The organism is Scytonema sp. PCC 10023 (genome assembly GCF_963920835.1).
In the GTDB taxonomy this organism is placed as follows: Bacteria; Cyanobacteriota; Cyanobacteriia; order Cyanobacteriales; family Nostocaceae; genus Kalymmatonema.
This window is the reverse complement of record NZ_CAWUDP010000036.1, coordinates 41,286-59,162: the sequence shown is the minus strand read 5'-3', so window position 1 is coordinate 59,162 and position 17,877 is coordinate 41,286. Positions and strand designations below refer to the sequence as shown.

Genomic DNA, 17,877 nt, shown 5'->3' with positions numbered 1-17,877 from the left:
AGCAGCAGGACTAGGGGGTGCGATCGCCCTTGTGGGAAAAGTTTCGCTGATTACCGGATTGGTCTTTAAGATACAATGATGTATCTTTCGGAACGTAAGCTTTGACCCAATTAGCTTGGCACTTGTTAGACTTCCGCAGTTCAACTTTTACATCAATTGTTTGAAAAAGATTATTTCTGTACGTTCCCCCCGATGTGGATGTAAGTGTTTCTGCATCCTGTTCCGATGGTAGTACACGGTGATTCACGTGGGAGCGAGGTCACGCCCCGAAGCATACCTGTCAAGAAAATGAATGAATTGACAGGTATGCGTCATTTATGTCGGGGTGGAAATGCGACACGGTAAATTTATTTACCGTCATTCAGTTCTTTCCGGAACTATAATAATTCAAAGTGAATTCTCATGGGAGAATAAGTAACAGTAATTAGTAAAAAGATAGGTGGTGATTTAATTGGCTCGGAGCACAACTTCGTCGTTTATAACAGAAGTGCCGTTAATTGTAGATAGCAAACAGGAATCAGAATTGTTATCTCGCTTTCAGGCTGGTAGACAGCTATACAACGCGTGTTTGAATGAAGCAATGAAGCGACTAGAGTTAGTCCGCAACTCCGAGCTATATCAAGCAGCTAAGCAAATTCCTAGAAGTAAAAAGAAAGAGCGCAGCGATGCTTTTAAGCAAGCGCGAGAGCAATACAGATATTCAGAATATGATCTGCATAGCTTTGCAAGTATAACGAGTAAGAACGCAATTTGGATTGCTCAGAAAGTAGACTCCAATACTCAGCAAAAACTAGGGACACGGGCTTTCAAGGCAAGTGAACGAGTTATGGTTGGACGCGCTAAAGATGTGCGTTACAAAGTGCTAAGTCGTTTTCGGTCGATAGAAGGGAAGTCAAATAAGCAAGGCTTGAGGTGGAAAGATGATTGTCTGGTATGGGGTAACCTCAAGCTGAAGCCCATCATTGACCCAGCTAACCCAGTTATTCGGCATGGACTTGAATCTCCGGTTAAGTATGTCCGCTTGTTATGGCGGATATTGAATGGTAAACGCCGATGGTATGCCCAGCTAGTTAATGAGGGACTGCCTTATCAGAAGCCTCAGAACTACGTTTCTGATGGACTAATTGGCTTAGACCTCAACATCTCCAACATTGCCTTTGTTGGTGACAACCATGCTGACAAGAATGCCATTTGCTGAAAATGTCCCGACCTTTCAGCGCGAAATAGCTGCACTTCAAAGACAGATGCAGCGCTCAGGGCGTGCCAACAACCCAGACAACTTTGAACCTAACTTCAAGGCAAGGAAGGGGCGCAAGACTGTTGTCAAGAAAGGCAAGGTCAAGAAAGGAAAGGCTCAATGGAAGAAATCCAAAAATTATCTCAAAGCATCTGCTAAGAAACGTGAATTGGAGCGTCGCAAAACGGCGTATGCCAAAAACCAGAATCGTCGTATTGTTAACGAGATTTTGCGGCATGGCAAAGACATAAAAACCGAGAACGTCTCGGTTAAGGGCTGGCAGAAACGTTACGGCAAAGCCCTGGGTGCTAAATCACCAGGATTTGTACAATCGGAACTGGTTCGTAAAGCTGAGAATGCTGGCGGGTCAGTTATCAAGTTTCCTACTCAAACAACTGCGCTAAGTCAAACTCATTTAGACGGGACGCGCATCAAGAAATCCTTGTCTCAACGAGTCCACCAAGATGTAACGGGTATTCCAGAGCATCACCGTGACTTGTTCAGTGCGTTTTTGAGTAGGTCAGTTAATCAGAATCAGTTGGTGTTGCAAGATGCTCAAAACGAGTATCTGGGGTTGGAACCAATCCTGTTGGAGGCGCACCAACGTTATTTAATCCGCAAGCAAGTAGGCGAGTCCGAAAGCAGGCAGCCTGATTCTCCCTCAGAGCGGGTCTCCAACAAGTCACTAACCCCTAGCCAGATAGTCACAACGGGCGAAAAGCTAGACGGGGATGTGGCGTGAATCTGCGTGTATGCGCGACCGCAGAGGGTTCAAGAATCGCACTCCCCGATGTGGTTAGCTTTTATTGGAAAGTCCATGCCCCCTTGCACTGAGGTTTTACGATTTTATTTACGACGTTTTGGTGTTGACCATTGGTATCGTTTTGCCAAACAACGGCTACATTGGACATTACCAAAACTTTCAACTCCAGAACAATCTGACAGATGGAGTGACCTCATGCCATTAATAACTTGGCAATTATGGTTAGCGCGGGATATCGTTAGAGATAACCCTTACCTTGGCAAAAAACAGTCCCAAAGTTAGCGATCGCATGATTGCGGCTCTCAAGCGAGCATCACACTGTTTTGTAGTAAGTAAGAAATATCATGAAACAAGTCTTTAGTTTTAAATCTCTATTTACTATTTTGCTGTTTTCTTCTCTGGTATCCGCCACCAACTCCAAGGTTTTAGCAGTAGGTATTGACAATTCTATCTATTTAGTGGCTCAAGCCAACTCTGCTTACGATCAATATATGCAGTTGGGCTACGCTGAAGCTCAAAAGAGAAACTATCAAAAAGCCTTATCTTTTTTTAAGCAAGCGCAGCAGGCACGTTCTGGAGATACGTATGCCACTAGGGCAATTAGCAATGTTACAGATTATATTAACCGCAATCGCCCTCCTAGTCTTGCCTTCAATGTCGGTAATCCTAGTAGAAGAAGAGCTGCGGCAACACGGGGAGGTTGTTTTAAGCAGGAACAGTCCCCTATTCCGCTCATACCATCAGATCAAGAAACTCTACAAACGACAGCAGAGTATCCTTCCCTATTTTTCTATGTTCCTCAAATACAGCAAGCAAAGGGGCTGGAACTTGTTATACGCGACGATAGCAAGTTTGGAACCTTACAAAAAGTTTCTTTAAATCCCAGTGGAAAAGCTGGTATTGTTAGGGTTGATCTTACGTCAAAAACAGGGAAACCTCTAGAACCTAACAAACAGTATACTTGGGGTTTTTCAGTGATTTGCAATTTCCAGAACCGAGACAATGATTTATCTTTACAAGGCTCCGTGAAACGAGTTCTGGCTGATCAAAATTTAACTGTTGACTTGAAAACAGCAGCACCAGAAGAGCGCATAGAAATCTATGTCAAGAATAAATATTGGGAAGACGCTCTAAGAACTTTGGCTGATTTACGCCTCCAGAATTCTAACGATACAGATGTTAAGAAATACTGGGAAGAGTTGTTGCAATCAGTCAAACTCGAACAAGTGGTTATCAACGCACCTCTACTGTAATCAGATTATTGTTTCATAGCTGCTTTGACATCTCCCCCGGTTGAAACACGGGGGATTCTATATGGATGTTGCTCCGTGGTCTAAAGACACACTCCGCAACGTTGTGCGAAACGTTTTCTTTAGATCGTGGAACAAATCATACCGATGCGGCAGTGTCAAAACTGCACTACCCAGCTTGACTAGACTAACGCCTAGCTGTCTGGCTACTTTTTTGAGTATGTTAGCTGCACCGTTGCAGTCCGCGTTGACAAGTATTCCATTTTTGGTTTTGTAAGTTCCTCGCGCAATGCGAGTTCCTGATGGTTCGTATCCTTCGGGTTTTTCACCGTATTTCGGTACAGAATCACCATCCAAAAACGATGCGCGGGAGGTGTACGCTTCTTCGGTAATTGTTAATACAATCCCATATTCCGGACAAAGTTGCTTGAGACGCTCAATTAAACGACCTGTGGGGATTACAACAAAGTTTTGGTTGTTGCGTTTACCCATGTCAGAACCATTTTTCTGTCCCTCATTCCAGCCAATAACGAGATTGCCAACACAGTCATGAAGACAGCGATTGATAATAAATCGTGCTGCCTTATTGATGGCATCTCGCATCTGGTTGTTGCGTTTGCGTTGTACTCTGTCAAGATTGGAGTCCCAATAAAAATCGGGCTTCCCTTGTTTATATTTGGCAACAAGACGACAATAACCTTGATTCATTGATTTTAGTTTTCTGCCATCAATGATTAAGCTTCTACCCAATGTAGAAACACCAGTTAACCAATTTGTGCCACCGTGGTCAAATGACCATGCTTGAGTGTAATCAAGGTTTGGATTGCCTTCAATTGGTTGTTTTCCATCATCAATTACCCAATCTATCCACAACTCGCCGTAATATGGGCGAATTGTCACTTCTTTTACACAATCAGAATCAATGAATTCTGGTAATAGCAAAGCGATTTCAGTTAACAAATGGGGCTTAGTTTCTCTGCTGATTGATGGATAAAAACAACCGTCTCTGTAAATAAGTGCTTGACGTGGGAAAGTAATTGCTGAAGCGCCTCCTTTTTTCCGGTACTTGGGTAAAGAAGGTTTATCAACTTCTCCCTTGTAATAAGCATTGACCAGCCCGTTGTAAGAGGTGATGGACTCACCTACAGATTTTAGGGTTTGTTGAGATGCCTGTGCAGCAAGAGCTTTGTAGTGTGGATTGTCTTTAAGGACTTTATCTAATTCGGGATAAGTCATAAAACATTTGTATGCCTTCCAACCATGCCTTAGCTCATCACCGCGCCAGTAAGTTGTAAAAGCGTTACCCGACTCTTCTAGCCTTGCAGTCCGGAGTTTGGCGAACATGATAAATCGCGCAATTAATCAAACTATTAGCGTGTTCGCATTGGTCTACCCAAAATGCTCGTTCAATATCTGTAAATCTTGCCCTAACCGGAATTGTTCGGTACAACTTGTCACCACCTCCTGTTTCAGTCTATGAAGGACTGCTTTAACAACACCAATTTTGGGAACATCCAAACAATCACCCACAACTTTAACATTTTGAGGATACTGGATTGATTGCTTGTGGTGCTTTGATTTTACCGTTGGAAACTTAGCGCGACCCCCGAAAAAGTTAGCATAAGCCTTGTTCAGATTGATTGCTACGCACTGTAAAACAGCAGAATAACAATCCTCTTTCAACCAAGGATCTTCTACTTTTAATTGAGGTAAGTAAGCTTTGTAGACGCTTAATTTTAATGACTGTCCAGTTTGTTCATAGTGTTTAATGGAAGCATTTAAGGCATAGTTCCAGTACCACCTTGCACAACCAAACGATTTGGCTAGATTTTCTTGTTGTTCAGTTGTTGGGTAAAGTCTGACCTTAACTGCTTTCAACACTTTTAATCACCTCCTTAATGCATTCATGTTAATATGTTTGAGAATAAAATGAGGAGATTTTATGAAAAATGATTATTTAAGAATTCGGATGAGCAAGCGTAGAATGGTAATCGCTTCGCTTATATGCAACAATCAAAGATACGACAATGACTCACGTTATTGAAGACCTCATTGACTCGTTAGAAATTCCAGAGATAGGCAATTCGTCAGACATCCCACTTTCTCGTTAAACGATGTTTAACATCGGGCGAGGATGCCTTCCTTATTGCCCCGCCATTCATCTCATCGCTCATCTGGGTACAGATAGAGCGAGAGGCTTCTGTCGGAACAAGCTAAAAACACAGATCCCCGACTTCTTACCAGAAGTCGGGGATCTTACAAGGTGAATTTTACGTTTAATTTAGCTACCAAAGCGTGTTAAATAACATGTATTGAAATATAGGACTTTTATTTGATTTTTGAACGACACGCTTGCGGAGGGCAGTGCGAACGCAAAACCCGGATGTAGTGGGCAAAATATAGTAAACACTGCCCACCCTACAATACTACCAAAGCGTGTTAAAAAACATGTATTGAAATATATTCCACTCGTCTCAAACCGAATTATCATCAATCGAAATCGTTTAAGAATGAGTATAAATCGTTATCATATCAGATTAAGTCTGTTTATTCTGACATCTACACTAGTCAACTTGTTTTTTACTGCGTGGCTAAAAGCACAAGCACAGATAAATCCGCCAGGAATAAATCCGCCAGGATCAGATATCCAACGAGGAGTACCACCTACACCCACAATCCCAACACCAGAAAAACTCCCACGCCCAGAAGATTTATTACCGTCTCCTCCTGCAACAACTCCTACGCCTACGACTCCAGAAGCAGTTCCCGGTGAATTTTCAAAAAAAATTAAAGTTGAACGTTTTGTGGTAGTAGGTAGTACCGTCTTTGATGAAAAGAAATTTGCCGAAGTTACCAAAGACTTCACCAACAGACTCATCACCTTTACCGAACTGTTACAGGCTGCTAATGCCATTACCAAACTCTACTTTGATGCAGGCTATATTTCCTCTGGCGCTTTTATACCACGTAATCAAATTTTAAAATTAGAGGGCACTGTAGTCAAAATTCAGGTTGTTGAAGGTAAGTTAGAAACTATCCAAGTCCGGGGTACAAGGCGGCTTAACCCTAACTATGTGCGTAGTCGCCTAGCAATTGCTACAGGCAAACCTTTCAATCAAAATAAATTGGTGGAAGCACTGCAACTGCTACAACGCAATCCACTCATTAAAAATATCTCTGCGGAGTTGGGAGCAGGCTTGCGTCCTGGTACTAGTATCTTAGAAGTGAGGGTTACAGAGGCAAAAACCCGTTCTGTCCAAGCTATACTAGACAACAATCGGGCACCCACTATCGGCAGCTTTCAGCGCCAAATCCGACTTAACGAAGCGAATTTACTGGGACTGGGAGATGGTTTAAGCATTTCTTATGCTAATACCGATGGCAGTGACAGTTGGGATTTTAGCTATACTTTGCCAGTGAATCCCCGCAACGGCACTTTGCAGTTAAACTACAGCACTTCATCCACAAAAGTTATTGAAGAACCCTTTGATATTTTAGATATTAATGGGAATTCCCAAGAGTATGGAATTACCTTTCGTCAGCCTATACTGCAAACCCCAACTCAGGAATTTGCACTGGGGATCACCGCCAATCGTCGGGATAGTGATATTGGTTACTTAGAAGCATTGTTTGGACAACGATTTCCTTATCCTTCACCGGGTGCGGAAGAAGATGGCAAGACTAAAGTATCCGCAGTCCGGTTTTTTCAAGACTGGACACAGCGCAGTGACAGAGAAGTTATTGCAGCGCGATCGCAATTTAGTATAGGTGTTAATGTCTTTGATGCCACGACTAACGCGAGAGATCCAGATAGTGAATTTTTCGCTTGGCGCGGACAAGCACAGTGGGTAAGAGTTTTAGCACCAGAAACCTTATTACTTATACGTGGCGATCTTCAGTTAGCAGACAGAGCCTTACTACCTTCAGAACAAATTGGTGTCGGTGGACAAGCTACAGTACGGGGTTATCGTCAGGATTTGCTTTTAGCCGACAATGGTTTTTTGGGTTCTGTGGAGTTACAGTATCCAATTCTACGCATACCACAGATTCCGGGCGTACTTAAGATTACCCCATTTATTGATTTTGGGACTGCCTGGAATACCTCTAGCGCTGGTAGAACACCTCTTGAGGATCAGACTCTTGTATCAACAGGATTGGGGCTGTTATGGCAGAGCGATCGCCTGACTGCTCGTTTTGATTGGGGTATTCCTCTTGTCTCTGTCTCGTCTGCTGAAAAAGATTCTTGGCAAGAGAACGGACTCTATTTCTCTATTATTTATACTCAACCTTTTTAAGTGAAGAATTATGTCTGTGATTCTGACTTTAGCTACATTATCTCAAATCATGACTCCCGTTCCCTTGACTGCCAATCCTGTTGCCAAAGTTGCTCCACCAGCATTGGTGAGCCAGCAAGATGCGAACAATCAATCATATCAAGTTCGCTTAATCACTTATAAATCCCGAAATACCCCACCCGCCCTATCGGGCACCCTCCCCTTAGCAAGGGGAGGGTTGGGGAGGGGTAACACGAGGACTGCAATGATAACTAATCATCCGAACTTGATATCAGCAAATGCCAAGACACTTTTGCAACAAGGCTTGCAACTTTATCAAGCAGAAAGATTTGCCGATTCTGTTAAGATTTTAAAACAGGCATCTCAGGCATTTCAAGCAGTTGAAGATGGGCTGAACCAAGCTTTAGCATTAAGCTATCTTTCTTTGGCTCACCAACAGTTAGGAGAATTAGCTAATGCTGAAAAAGCGATCGACAACAGCTTGGCACTATTACACAACAAAAATGGTTCCAAAGAGTATTTATCTATCCGCGCTCAAGCTTTAAATACGAAAGGAAAGTTGCTATTAGCACAAGGTAAAGCAGAACAAGCACTGAAAACCTGGGAAGAAGCGACGGTAATCTATAAGCAAATTGGCGATGAAGCGGGTACCACTGGTAGCCAGATTAACCAAGCTCAGGCACTCCAGGCATTAGGATTTTACCGTCGTGCTAATAATACTCTAGATGCTGTAGAACAAAGCACAGACAAGCAATCTGATTCCATCATCAAAGCAACTCGATTGCTGAGTCTCGGTAACACTCTGCGAGTGGTAGGAAATTTAGGCAAGTCACAGCAAGTTTTGATCAAAGGTTTAATCATCGCTCAAAGACAGCAATCAAAACAAAAGGTTGCAGAAATTCAGCTAAGTTTAGGCAACACAGCCCAAGCTTTAGCCAATAATGAAATTGAAGAAGATAAAATTCAAGGATATATTCAAAAGTCTTTAAATTATTATCGTCAAGCGGCAACCACTTCTGAAAAACCCCTGACTCAACTAGAAACACAACTCAATGAACTACGGCTTTTGCGTCTCAGAGTAGACAAATTATTAGACCAACAGCGCAAAATTCAATTGAATTTAGCAGCAGCAGAGAAAAACAAATTGTCAGAAGAAGAAAAAAAACAATTGTTAGAACAAGAGAAAACAATATCACAAGAAACACAAAATAATTTCTCAAATATTTACCAGACATTGTTGCCTCAAATCCAATCTCAAATTTCTACCATTCCACCCAGCCGTAGCAGTATTAACGCTCGCATTAACTTTGCCCAAAGTCTGATGAAACTAAAACAAAAGAACAACACTAGTAACATTTCTTGGCGAGAAATTGCTGAGATAGTTAAAGTTAGTGCTAACCAAGCTCAACAATTACAAGATAACCGCGCCTATTCCCACGCCTTGGGTACTCTCGGCAACTTGTACGAGCAAACCCAACAATGGTCTGAAGCTCAAAATCTCACAGAGCAAGCTGTGAAACTTGCCGAAAGAATTTCTGCCTATGATATTGCCTATCGTTGGCGATGGCAATTAGGTCGTATCCTGAGAGCTAGAGGTGATAATGAAGAAGCTAAAGCTTCCTATACACAAGCAATCAATCACCTCAAGTCCCTACGGAATGATTTAGCTGTAGTTAACCGTGATGTGCAATTTTCTTTTCGAGATGAAGTAGAACCTGTATATCGAGAATATGTGAGTTTTCTTTTAGAAAAAAACTCTAGTGAAGAAAACATTAAGATAGCTATAGAAGTGATTGACTCACTACAAGTAGCAGAGCTAGATAACTTTTTTCGCAGAGCTTGTGTAGATGCCAAAACTGTTCAGCTTGACGAGATTGATAAGACAAACAACACAGTTTTTATTTATCCCTTAATATTGCCTAACCGCTTGGCAGTTATCGCCTCCCTTCCTAATCAAGTCAAGCGCCGTTACACACTTGATTTTCCCAAAGATGAATCTGGTAATTTTATTACTTCAAATAAAATCGAACAAACCATTGAAGAACTGAGTCAAAAACTGTTAAATCGCAACAGTGGGGAATTTTTACCTGATTTACAGAATTTATATAAATGGTTAGTTCAAAACACCTTAGACTCTAATTTAAAAAAAGACACAAATATTGTGTTTGTTTTAGATGGAGCATTACGAAATATTCCAATGGCAGCGCTTTATGATGGAAAACAATTTTTGATTGAAAAAGAATACAATCTTGCTCTAACACCAGGTTTGCAGGTATTACCAAGCATCACTCCTCTGACTGCAGAAAGATTAGAAAGACGAGCAGTCGTTGCTGGAATGAGCGAATTACCTAAAGGGGTTGAACAAAAATATCCGGGAATATTTAATGATTTACCCTATGTCACAGAAGAAGTGAGTGAAATAGCAAAAAAAGTGAAAATTCCTGTTCGACAAACACTACTTAACACTCAATTTACCACAACAACAATCACAGAGGCAGTTAAGTCTTCTAATGCACCTGTAGTACACCTAGCAACTCATGGTCAATTTAGTTCGCAGGCAGAAAATACATTTATTCTGACTTGGAACGGTCAAGTCAATGTTAATGAATTAAAATCTGTACTGAGAACGAGGGAGACAAACCAACAAGAACCAATTGATCTCCTCGTTTTGAGTGCTTGTCAAACAGCTAAAGGAGATAACCGAGCTACTTTAGGAATAGCAGGAGTTGCCATAGAATCAGGAGCGCGTAGTACATTGGCAACTCTTTGGAATGTCAACGATGACACGACTGCGACGGTAATGATTGAGTTTTACGACAATTTGGTTAATAAAAAAATGCCTAAAGCAGAAGCTTTGCGTCAGGCTCAAGTAAATCTCCTGAAAAATTACAGACATCCCTACTTTTGGGCACCCTATATTTTAGTTGGCAACTGGCAATGAAGTTATAAGTAGTTGGACATAATTCAATACGGTTCAGATAAGACCAAAACCCTTATCAGGAAGACAATGTAGAACTCTCGGATGGCGCGTCTCTACACACATGATTTTTTACACATCAACCTTAACTGAACCGTATTGGGACATAATTAATTACACAATGTCATTGCGAATGAAGCGTATCTCCTGCGGAGACGCTACGCGTTGGCGCAGCCTGTCCGCAGGACTTACGCGCAGCGTGTCCCCTTGGGACTCAGCGGAATGAAGCAATCGCAAGGGTTGGAATTGCTTCGCTCCGCTCGCAATGACTGTAAATATTTTTGTCCAGCTACTTATAATGTCCGCTTGAATAATTGTCATTGCGTTGTAACTGGCAATAAATTTCATAGTGGATGCTCCTGAACGTCTTTTAAAATCGAAATGGAGTCTTGAAGTGGGTAGAGAAATTTAAGGAGTTTGGTATGAGCGATCGCCGGGTTGCGGAGATGACACTTGAGACACTCAAAGAGTTTGTAACTGAGATTGTGGATGAGCAGCTAAAGCGTAGACAGCACTTGAAGCAAAATGAGCGCTCTGTGGAAGAAGCCTTAGCAGCGATGGATCGCATTCGTTGGACACCGCCGCCCGATTCACCCACAACGTTGCAACTGCTACGAGAGGATCGTGAACATTAATGGCAGCTTATGTTGTTGATGCCAGTGTAGTCATTCAATATGCGATCGCCGAAGGCGGCTCCTAAAGGAGCATCGCTCAAGCCCAAACCGCAGCAGCCAGGAGCTTAGTGGCTCGAATGTATGGAGGAGATACACTGCATATTCCTGAATTTTGTCTGTTGGAATGCACGAATGTCCTTTGGAAACAGGTTCGGTTTCATGGGTTACCTCCAATAAATGCAGAGCAAATCACTCAGGAATTATTACGCCTACCTTTTCAAGTCGAATCGGTTAGTCATCTTTTACCAAATGCATTAGAGATTGGTTTAACGTATCAGCTTGCAGTGTATGACTCGTTGTACATTGCCCTGGCGCAATACCTGGGGTTGCCATTGATTACGGTTGATGATCGCCAGTCTGTTGCTGCAACAGCAAGTTGTGTTGTGGTGAAGCCAGTGGATGATTTTTCTACTGGGTAATCCTCCGATTAGAATGTCAATGCCCTACGGGCAGGGTGTAAGGGTATACAGCGCTTTTTATTAACTTACAGTTTCTCACCCTTACAAGCGTTGGTGCGAAGATGAATTTTTGTAAAGTTACATCAGGGCGAATTTCTGTAAAAAATGGCAATTTGGGCAGAAAACAAGCACTAATTTGACCAATAAGGGAGTTAGCCGAGATTATTTTCCCGTCTACGCAAATAAATATGGTTTACTTTTAACAGTACCAGCCGCAGTTATCAGTTATCAGTTAATCCCCATCAATTGCCTTAAGGGGATTTGTATAAGGACGCCTTTATGTCTTCACTCTAAGAGTCTCGACATAAAATCTTCATTCTATCTCCACGATTAAAAACGTTCGCATCTTATTAAACAAGATTTTTATCTGATAACTGATAACTGGTAACTGATAACTGATTCGGTCACTGGTACACTGTTGTTGGGCAACTGCTGTTTCCTTGGGGGTGCGATGTCCTTTAGAAATACTCGTTGGTTTTTAGAGATTGCGATGGGGGGTGCGATCGGCGCAGCCGTGTCGCTGACATTCGCTTTGGGGGCAAATTCTGCTTCTGCCCAAATTACTCCTGATAACAGTCTCGGTGCAGAAAGTTCTGTCGTCACTCCCAATGTCCAAATCAAAGACATTCCTAGCGACAGGATTGATGGGGGCGCAATTCGTGGAGCGAACCTGTTTCACAGTTTTCAGGAATTTAATGTAAACGCTGATAGAGGAGCTTATTTTTCCAATCCGGCGGGGATTGCAAACATACTTACCAGAGTGACTGGGGGTAATTTCTCAAACATTCAGGGTATTTTGGGTGTGTTGGGCAATGCTAATCTGTTTTTGATCAACCCCAATGGGATTATCTTTGGACCAAATGCTCGGTTGGATGTGGGTGGTTCCTTTGTGGGAACGACAGCCAATGCGATTCAATTTGGTAATCAAGGTTTTTTCAGTGCAACGAATCCAAATAATCCTGCACTGCTAACGGTAAATCCTTCAGCTTTATTTTTCAATCAAATAGCAGCTGCTGCACGAATTGAAAATTACTCAGTTGCCGACGCTGGTTTAAATCCATCTTCTAGCTTTACAGCAAGAGGTTTACGTGTACTAGATGGTAAGAGTTTACTGCTGGTAGGCGGTGATATCAAGATGGATGGTGGAGGGATGGATGGTGGAGGTTTGTATGCTTTTGGTGGGCGAGTCGAGTTAGGTGGGTTAGCAAGTGCGGGAACAGTTGGGCTGAATGCAGATGGCAATAATCTGAGTTTGAGTTTTCCCGATAATGTAGAAAGAAGTAATGTTTCCCTGAGCAATGGCGCTCAAGTAAATGTTCGTGCTGGTGATGGTGGAAGTATCGCGGTTAATGCCCGGAATTTAGAGATGACGGGAGAGAGTGGACTGTTTGCAGGAATAGGGAGAGGACTGGGTTCTGATAATAGTAAGGCAGGAAATATTTCCGTTAATGCTCAAGGCACACTAAATCTTAAGGATAGTAATATTAGTAATTCGGTCCAACCGCGGGCAACAGGACAGGCTGGCGACATCAACATCAATACTGGCTCCCTGACTCTAAGCAATGGCGCTGAACTGCGTACCAGCACCTATGGAAGCGGAAAGGCGGGTAATGTAAATATTAATGCCCGTGAGAGGATTGACTTTGATCGGGGTTTTGTATTTAGCACTTTGCAACAGGGAGCCAGTGGTAAGAGTGGCGACATCATCATCAATACTGGCTCGCTGGCTTTAATCAATGGCGCTGAACTGGTTGCCACTTCTTATGGACAAGGAGATGCGGGCAATGTGAATATTGATGCTCGCGATACAGTCTCGTTTGATGGGTTTAATAAGGTAGACGACGGAACCCCCAGTGGAGCATTCAGCAATGTGGAATCACCAAACGCAGTGGGCAACGGTGGCGTCATCAACATCAATACTGGCTCGCTTTCTCTAAGCAATGGTGCTGTAGTCAATGCCAGAACCTATGGGCAGGGGAATGCGGGCGATGTGAATATTAATGCTCGCGATACAGTTTCCTTTGATCGTAGTAGTTATGCACTCAGTTCAGTGGAATCAACGGGGGTGGGTAAGGGCGGTGACATCACCATCACTACTGGATCGCTGGCTTTAACCAATGGCGGTGAACTGATTGCCACCACCTACGGACGTGGAGATGCGGGCAATGTGAATATTTATGCTCGCGATACAGTCTCGTTTGATGGGGTAGACCGTAGAACCCCTAGTGGAGCATTCAGCAATGTGCTATTACCAAACGCAGTGGGCAACGGTGGCGTCATCAACATCACTACTGGCTCGCTTTATCTAAGCAATGGTGCTGTAGTCAATGCCAGAACCTATGGGCAGGGGAATGCGGGCGATGTGAATATTAATGCTCGCGATACAGTTTCCTTTGATCGTAGTAGTTATGCACTCAGTTCAGTGGAATCAACGGGGGTGGGTAAGGGCGGTGACATCACCATCACTACTGGATCGCTGGCTTTAACCAATGGCGGTGAACTGATTGCCACCACCTACGGACGTGGAGATGCGGGCAATGTGAATATTTATGCTCGCGATACAGTCTCGTTTGATGGGGTAGACCGTAGAACCCCTAGTGGAGCATTCAGCAATGTGCTATTACCAAACGCAGTGGGCAACGGTGGCGTCATCAACATCACTACTGGCTCGCTTTATCTAAGCAATGGTGCTGTAGTCAATGCCAGAACCTATGGGCAGGGGAATGCGGGCGATGTGAATATTAATGCTCGCGATACAGTTTCCTTTGATCGTAGTAGTTATGCACTCAGTTCAGTGGAATCAACGGGGGTGGGTAAAGGCGGGGACATCACAATTACCACTGGGTTGCTTGAGGTACTTAATCGCGCTGAATTAAGTGCTAAAAGTGAAGCGAATAATAACGCAGCTGGTAATATAGACGTTAAAGCAAACTCTATCCGTCTTGACCAAGGCACTATCAGCGCTGATACCACAGCCGGGGAGGGGAATATCAACCTGCGCTCTAGAGATTTGATATTATTTCGTGGTAGCAACATCACCACCAACGCCACCGGAACCAATGTCATCGGTGGCAACATCAATATTAACACCGACGTTTTAGCTGCTGTAGAAAAGAGCAATATCAGTGCCAATTCTGCTGATGCCAGAGGAGGTCAAGTAATTATTAATACTCAAGGAGTTTTTCGCTCTCCCGATAGTACTATCACAGCCAGAGGGGCAAATCCTCAGTTAAATGGCATAGTACAAATCAACACTCCCGATATTGACCCCAGTAACGGTTTAGTCTCCCTACCCGTAGATGTACTTGACCCCTCCAAGCAAATCGCCCAAGGTTGTTCTGCTTTTGATCAAGCAAATGCGAGTGACTTTAAAGTAACTGGACGCGGTGGTTTACCTCCCAGTCCTGATGAGACTCTCAGTAGTGATGCGGTCTGGGAAGATACTCGTTTAGGTGCGACGACAGCACAGCGACTAGATTCTAAAACTACGGCAACAAAACCCAAGTCTGAATCTGATACAATTGAAATTATACCTGCTACGGGTTGGGTATTCAACGGTAAAGGCGAAGTGATACTGGTTTCCCACACACCCAATGCTACTGCAGAAAATTTGGCTGCTTCTTCCCAATCATGTCATCTTCGTTAAACCAGTGAACAGTAGACCTCTTGCAAAAATGCTTGAATTGTCATGTTGAGCGGAGCGAAACATCTCTGGAGATTCTGAGTCCCTTCGGGACACGCTGCGCGAACGCTACACTGCGTTTCGTATGCGCTAAGGCGCACGCTACGCGAACAGAATGACATTCACGTTTTTTGACTTTTGCAAGAAGTCTAGTGAACAGTGAACAGTTATCAAGCAATTGATAACTGATAACTGATAACTGATAACTGATAACTGATAACTGTTAAAGACTTTCTAAACTGTTTAATACCTCTGTAGCCGACTGATATCTTAAATTGCAGTTTTGATTCACCATTCTATTTAATACCGCAGCAAATTTGTCACTGATTTCTGTTAAATTGTACCAATTCTGCAAGGTACCATCTTGCCGAGATATAACCACCCTTAAAGTATTTGAGTCTCTTTGGAACGCTTTAGGATGTCTCCCTGTTAAGGCTTGAATAGCCAGTATTCCCAACGCATAAATATCGCTGTTTAGTCTTGGTTGTCCGTTCGTTTGTTCGAGAGGCATATAACTAGGAGTACCAATTGCGATCGTATTATTTGGCTGGTGAGCTTGAATCTGCTTGACGGCACCAAAATCAATTAAAATAATCCGTCCATCACTTTCTCGCCTGATTAAATTACTAGGTTTGATATCTCGATGGATGACATTATAACCGTGAACAAAAACAAGTATCAGCAAAACTTCTTTGAGTAGAGATACAACATCAGCTTCTGCAAACTTTTTATTAGGAGTAATCTCTTTTTCAAGGGAATGCCCTTTGATAAATTCTTGAATTAAATAAAATTCTTGATTTTCTTCAAAATAAGCCAATAATTGAGGAATCTGGTCATGCTGACCCAGAACTTCTAAAATTTCTGCTTCAGTGTTGAAAAGTCGTCTAGCAACACTTAAAAAATCTTCTTCTTGATGAGCGGGTCGTAATTGCTTGACCACACATAGAGGATGACTAGGACGCTGAGTATCTTGAGCTAAATAAGTATAACTAAATCCTCCATGACCTAGAGATTCGATGATTCTGTAACGTCTTTTCAGCAGGTGCGTCTGGGAGGGAATTTGAGATGGTGTTGTTAGACCTGAGGAATTGCTCCTCTGGCTTATAAATGCTTGCAGTTGGATAATGGCTTCTTCTTGCTGCTGAACCTGTTGTGCTATTTTTTCTTTCTCTTGCTTACTCTGATATACGGTGTAACCAAGAACGCTACCAGCTGCTAACACCAACCCCAGTGCTGGCGAGACGACTGGAATCCATCCTGCTTGGGTAAAAATAAAAAAGTTACCAGCAAATAATACTGCAAGACCTGTTCCACCGACAATTGCTAGATATAGAGGATGCTGAATGCGTGACGCAATTATACCTCCAGTTAAACTCCATACTAATACCCAAACCACTTCACCCGATTCAGGCAAAAACCAAAACAGAGGCTGTTTGTCGAGAACAGCGCTAAGAATTTGACTGACACTTTGGGCATGAATCTCCACTCCCGCCATTCTACCGGATGTGTCTGACTTGCCAGTGCTATAGGGTGTATTGAAAATATCCTTTAAACTGGCTGCGGTTGTACCAATTAAGATGATGCGGTCTTTCACTGAATCACGATTAACTTTATCCTCAAGCACCTGTGTTAGAGTAACTTTTTCAGCTACCCGAGAAGAACGGTAGTTGAGGATAATTTGGTAACCACCAGTATCTATCTTTTGATAACCACCAGAATCACTTTCTAGACGTTTAAATACAGTCTTGCCAAGTTGCAACTCTTTGTTGATAATAGGTGGCGGTTGGATGCCTTCAGCTCGCAAGTATTTTAGTGCTAGTTGTAAACTTAAGGAATTTTCTGCTGCACAATCGTCATTTGCTGCTGAGGACAATAACAGTAGATTGCGACGTATTGTGCCATCAGAATCTTCTACAACATCGATAAATCCGACTCTCGATGGCTCAATTCCCTCGGGAGGAGATACTCCAGACTCATTATCACGATGTTTGCAAATTGGAATAATAATATCGCTCTGTTGCAAACGTTTCAATAACTGGTTGTGACCAGGTTCAATCGGCAAGTCACGATAAATGTCAAGACCAATTGCTCGCGGTTGATATTGCTCAAGTTTACCCAAGAGATTGTCGAGAACTTGCCCCGATAAACGGTCTGAAGTGGGCGATTTCCATTTTTTGATGTCATCTTCTGTGACTGCAACAATCAACAGGCGGGAATCTGAACCAGAATCTGCTCGCATTTGCATCATCTGGTCAAAAAGCCTAATTTCTAATGGTTCTAACACTCCTAGTCGTTGAACGGCAAACAGTAAACCTGTGACAATTATGCTAGAGAAAACTGTTGATAATGTGAAGAAATTTTTCATAAAGCTTGCTGTCGAGAATAAAATTATAGTATAGGACTCCTCCGCAGATTTTTGAACGACACGTAAGGTGGGCAGTGCTTAGCAAAACCCGGATGTAGTGGGCAAAATACGGTAAGCACTGCCCACCCTACAATACTTAAGATTTTTCATAAATCCTGTGCGGATTGCTATAGTTA

At 42.8% G+C, this 17,877-nt stretch carries 12 protein-coding genes and 1 pseudogene; 9 read left to right on the top strand and 4 right to left on the bottom strand.

Translation table 11 applies throughout. The features are described from left to right. Positions 1-10 precede the first annotated feature (10 nt). Positions 11-247, bottom strand: a complete 237-nt coding sequence (locus ACM0OZ_RS21835; RefSeq protein WP_414584913.1) for a hypothetical protein — start codon at positions 245-247, stop codon at positions 11-13. 204 nt (positions 248-451) lie between these two features. On the opposite strand from ACM0OZ_RS21835, the gene ACM0OZ_RS21830 reads away from it, so the two are divergent. The 4 genes from ACM0OZ_RS21830 to ACM0OZ_RS21815 all read left to right on the top strand — a co-directional run bounded on the left by ACM0OZ_RS21830 (position 452) and on the right by ACM0OZ_RS21815 (position 3,253). Beyond that, positions 452-1,198 (top strand): hypothetical protein, encoded by a 747-nt coding sequence (locus ACM0OZ_RS21830; RefSeq protein WP_414584912.1) that lies wholly within the window; start codon positions 452-454, stop codon positions 1,196-1,198. Continuing rightward, complete coding sequence (locus ACM0OZ_RS21825; RefSeq protein WP_414584911.1) at positions 1,173-1,979, top strand: hypothetical protein; 807 nt, start codon at positions 1,173-1,175, stop codon at positions 1,977-1,979. The genes ACM0OZ_RS21830 and ACM0OZ_RS21825 overlap by 26 nt, the downstream gene beginning before the upstream one ends. A 75-nt stretch (positions 1,980-2,054) precedes the next feature. Further along, a complete protein-coding gene (locus ACM0OZ_RS21820; protein WP_414584910.1) occupies positions 2,055-2,282 on the top strand; it encodes a hypothetical protein in 228 nt (75 codons plus the stop codon). Between the two features lie 62 nt (positions 2,283-2,344). Beyond that, positions 2,345-3,253, top strand: a complete 909-nt coding sequence (locus ACM0OZ_RS21815) for a DUF928 domain-containing protein (RefSeq protein ID WP_414584909.1) — start codon at positions 2,345-2,347, stop codon at positions 3,251-3,253. A 57-nt stretch (positions 3,254-3,310) separates the two neighbouring features. Here ACM0OZ_RS21815 and ACM0OZ_RS21810 read toward each other — a convergent pair. Both ACM0OZ_RS21810 and ACM0OZ_RS21805 read right to left on the bottom strand, forming a co-directional pair. Continuing rightward, a pseudogene (locus tag ACM0OZ_RS21810) lies at positions 3,311-4,700 on the bottom strand (RNA-guided endonuclease InsQ/TnpB family protein). Further along, positions 4,640-5,131, bottom strand: a complete 492-nt coding sequence (locus ACM0OZ_RS21805; RefSeq protein WP_414584908.1) for an RNA-guided endonuclease InsQ/TnpB family protein — start codon at positions 5,129-5,131, stop codon at positions 4,640-4,642. The pseudogene ACM0OZ_RS21810 and the gene ACM0OZ_RS21805 overlap by 61 nt, the downstream one beginning before the upstream one ends. A gap of 629 nt (positions 5,132-5,760) precedes the next feature. Here ACM0OZ_RS21805 and ACM0OZ_RS21800 point away from each other — a divergent pair. The 5 genes from ACM0OZ_RS21800 (at position 5,761) to ACM0OZ_RS21780 (ending at position 15,300) form a co-directional block, all read left to right on the top strand. Next, positions 5,761-7,545: a ShlB/FhaC/HecB family hemolysin secretion/activation protein gene (locus tag ACM0OZ_RS21800; RefSeq protein WP_414584907.1), complete on the top strand. Its 1,785-nt coding sequence runs from the start codon at positions 5,761-5,763 to the stop codon at positions 7,543-7,545. Between the two features lie 10 nt (positions 7,546-7,555). Beyond that, the gene (locus tag ACM0OZ_RS21795) at positions 7,556-10,486 is read left to right on the top strand and encodes a CHAT domain-containing protein (protein WP_414584906.1); all 2,931 of its coding nucleotides are present in this window, start codon (positions 7,556-7,558) and stop codon (positions 10,484-10,486) included. Positions 10,487-10,911: 425 nt separating this feature from the next. Further along, positions 10,912-11,157 carry a hypothetical protein gene (locus ACM0OZ_RS21790; RefSeq protein ID WP_414584905.1) on the top strand — a complete coding sequence of 82 codons (246 nt, stop codon included), beginning with the start codon at positions 10,912-10,914 and terminating at the stop codon, positions 11,155-11,157. Between the two features lie 71 nt (positions 11,158-11,228). Further along, positions 11,229-11,615, top strand: a complete 387-nt coding sequence (locus ACM0OZ_RS21785) for a type II toxin-antitoxin system VapC family toxin (RefSeq protein WP_414584947.1) — start codon at positions 11,229-11,231, stop codon at positions 11,613-11,615. Positions 11,616-12,105: 490 nt separating this feature from the next. Next, positions 12,106-15,300, top strand: coding sequence for a filamentous hemagglutinin N-terminal domain-containing protein (locus tag ACM0OZ_RS21780; RefSeq protein WP_414584904.1), 3,195 nt, complete (start codon positions 12,106-12,108; stop codon positions 15,298-15,300). A 259-nt stretch (positions 15,301-15,559) separates the two neighbouring features. Here the strand turns inward: ACM0OZ_RS21780 and ACM0OZ_RS21775 are convergent, their stop codons facing one another. Further along, the gene (locus tag ACM0OZ_RS21775) at positions 15,560-17,701 is read right to left on the bottom strand and encodes a CHASE2 domain-containing protein (protein WP_414584903.1); all 2,142 of its coding nucleotides are present in this window, start codon (positions 17,699-17,701) and stop codon (positions 15,560-15,562) included. Positions 17,702-17,877: the final 176 nt, after the last annotated feature.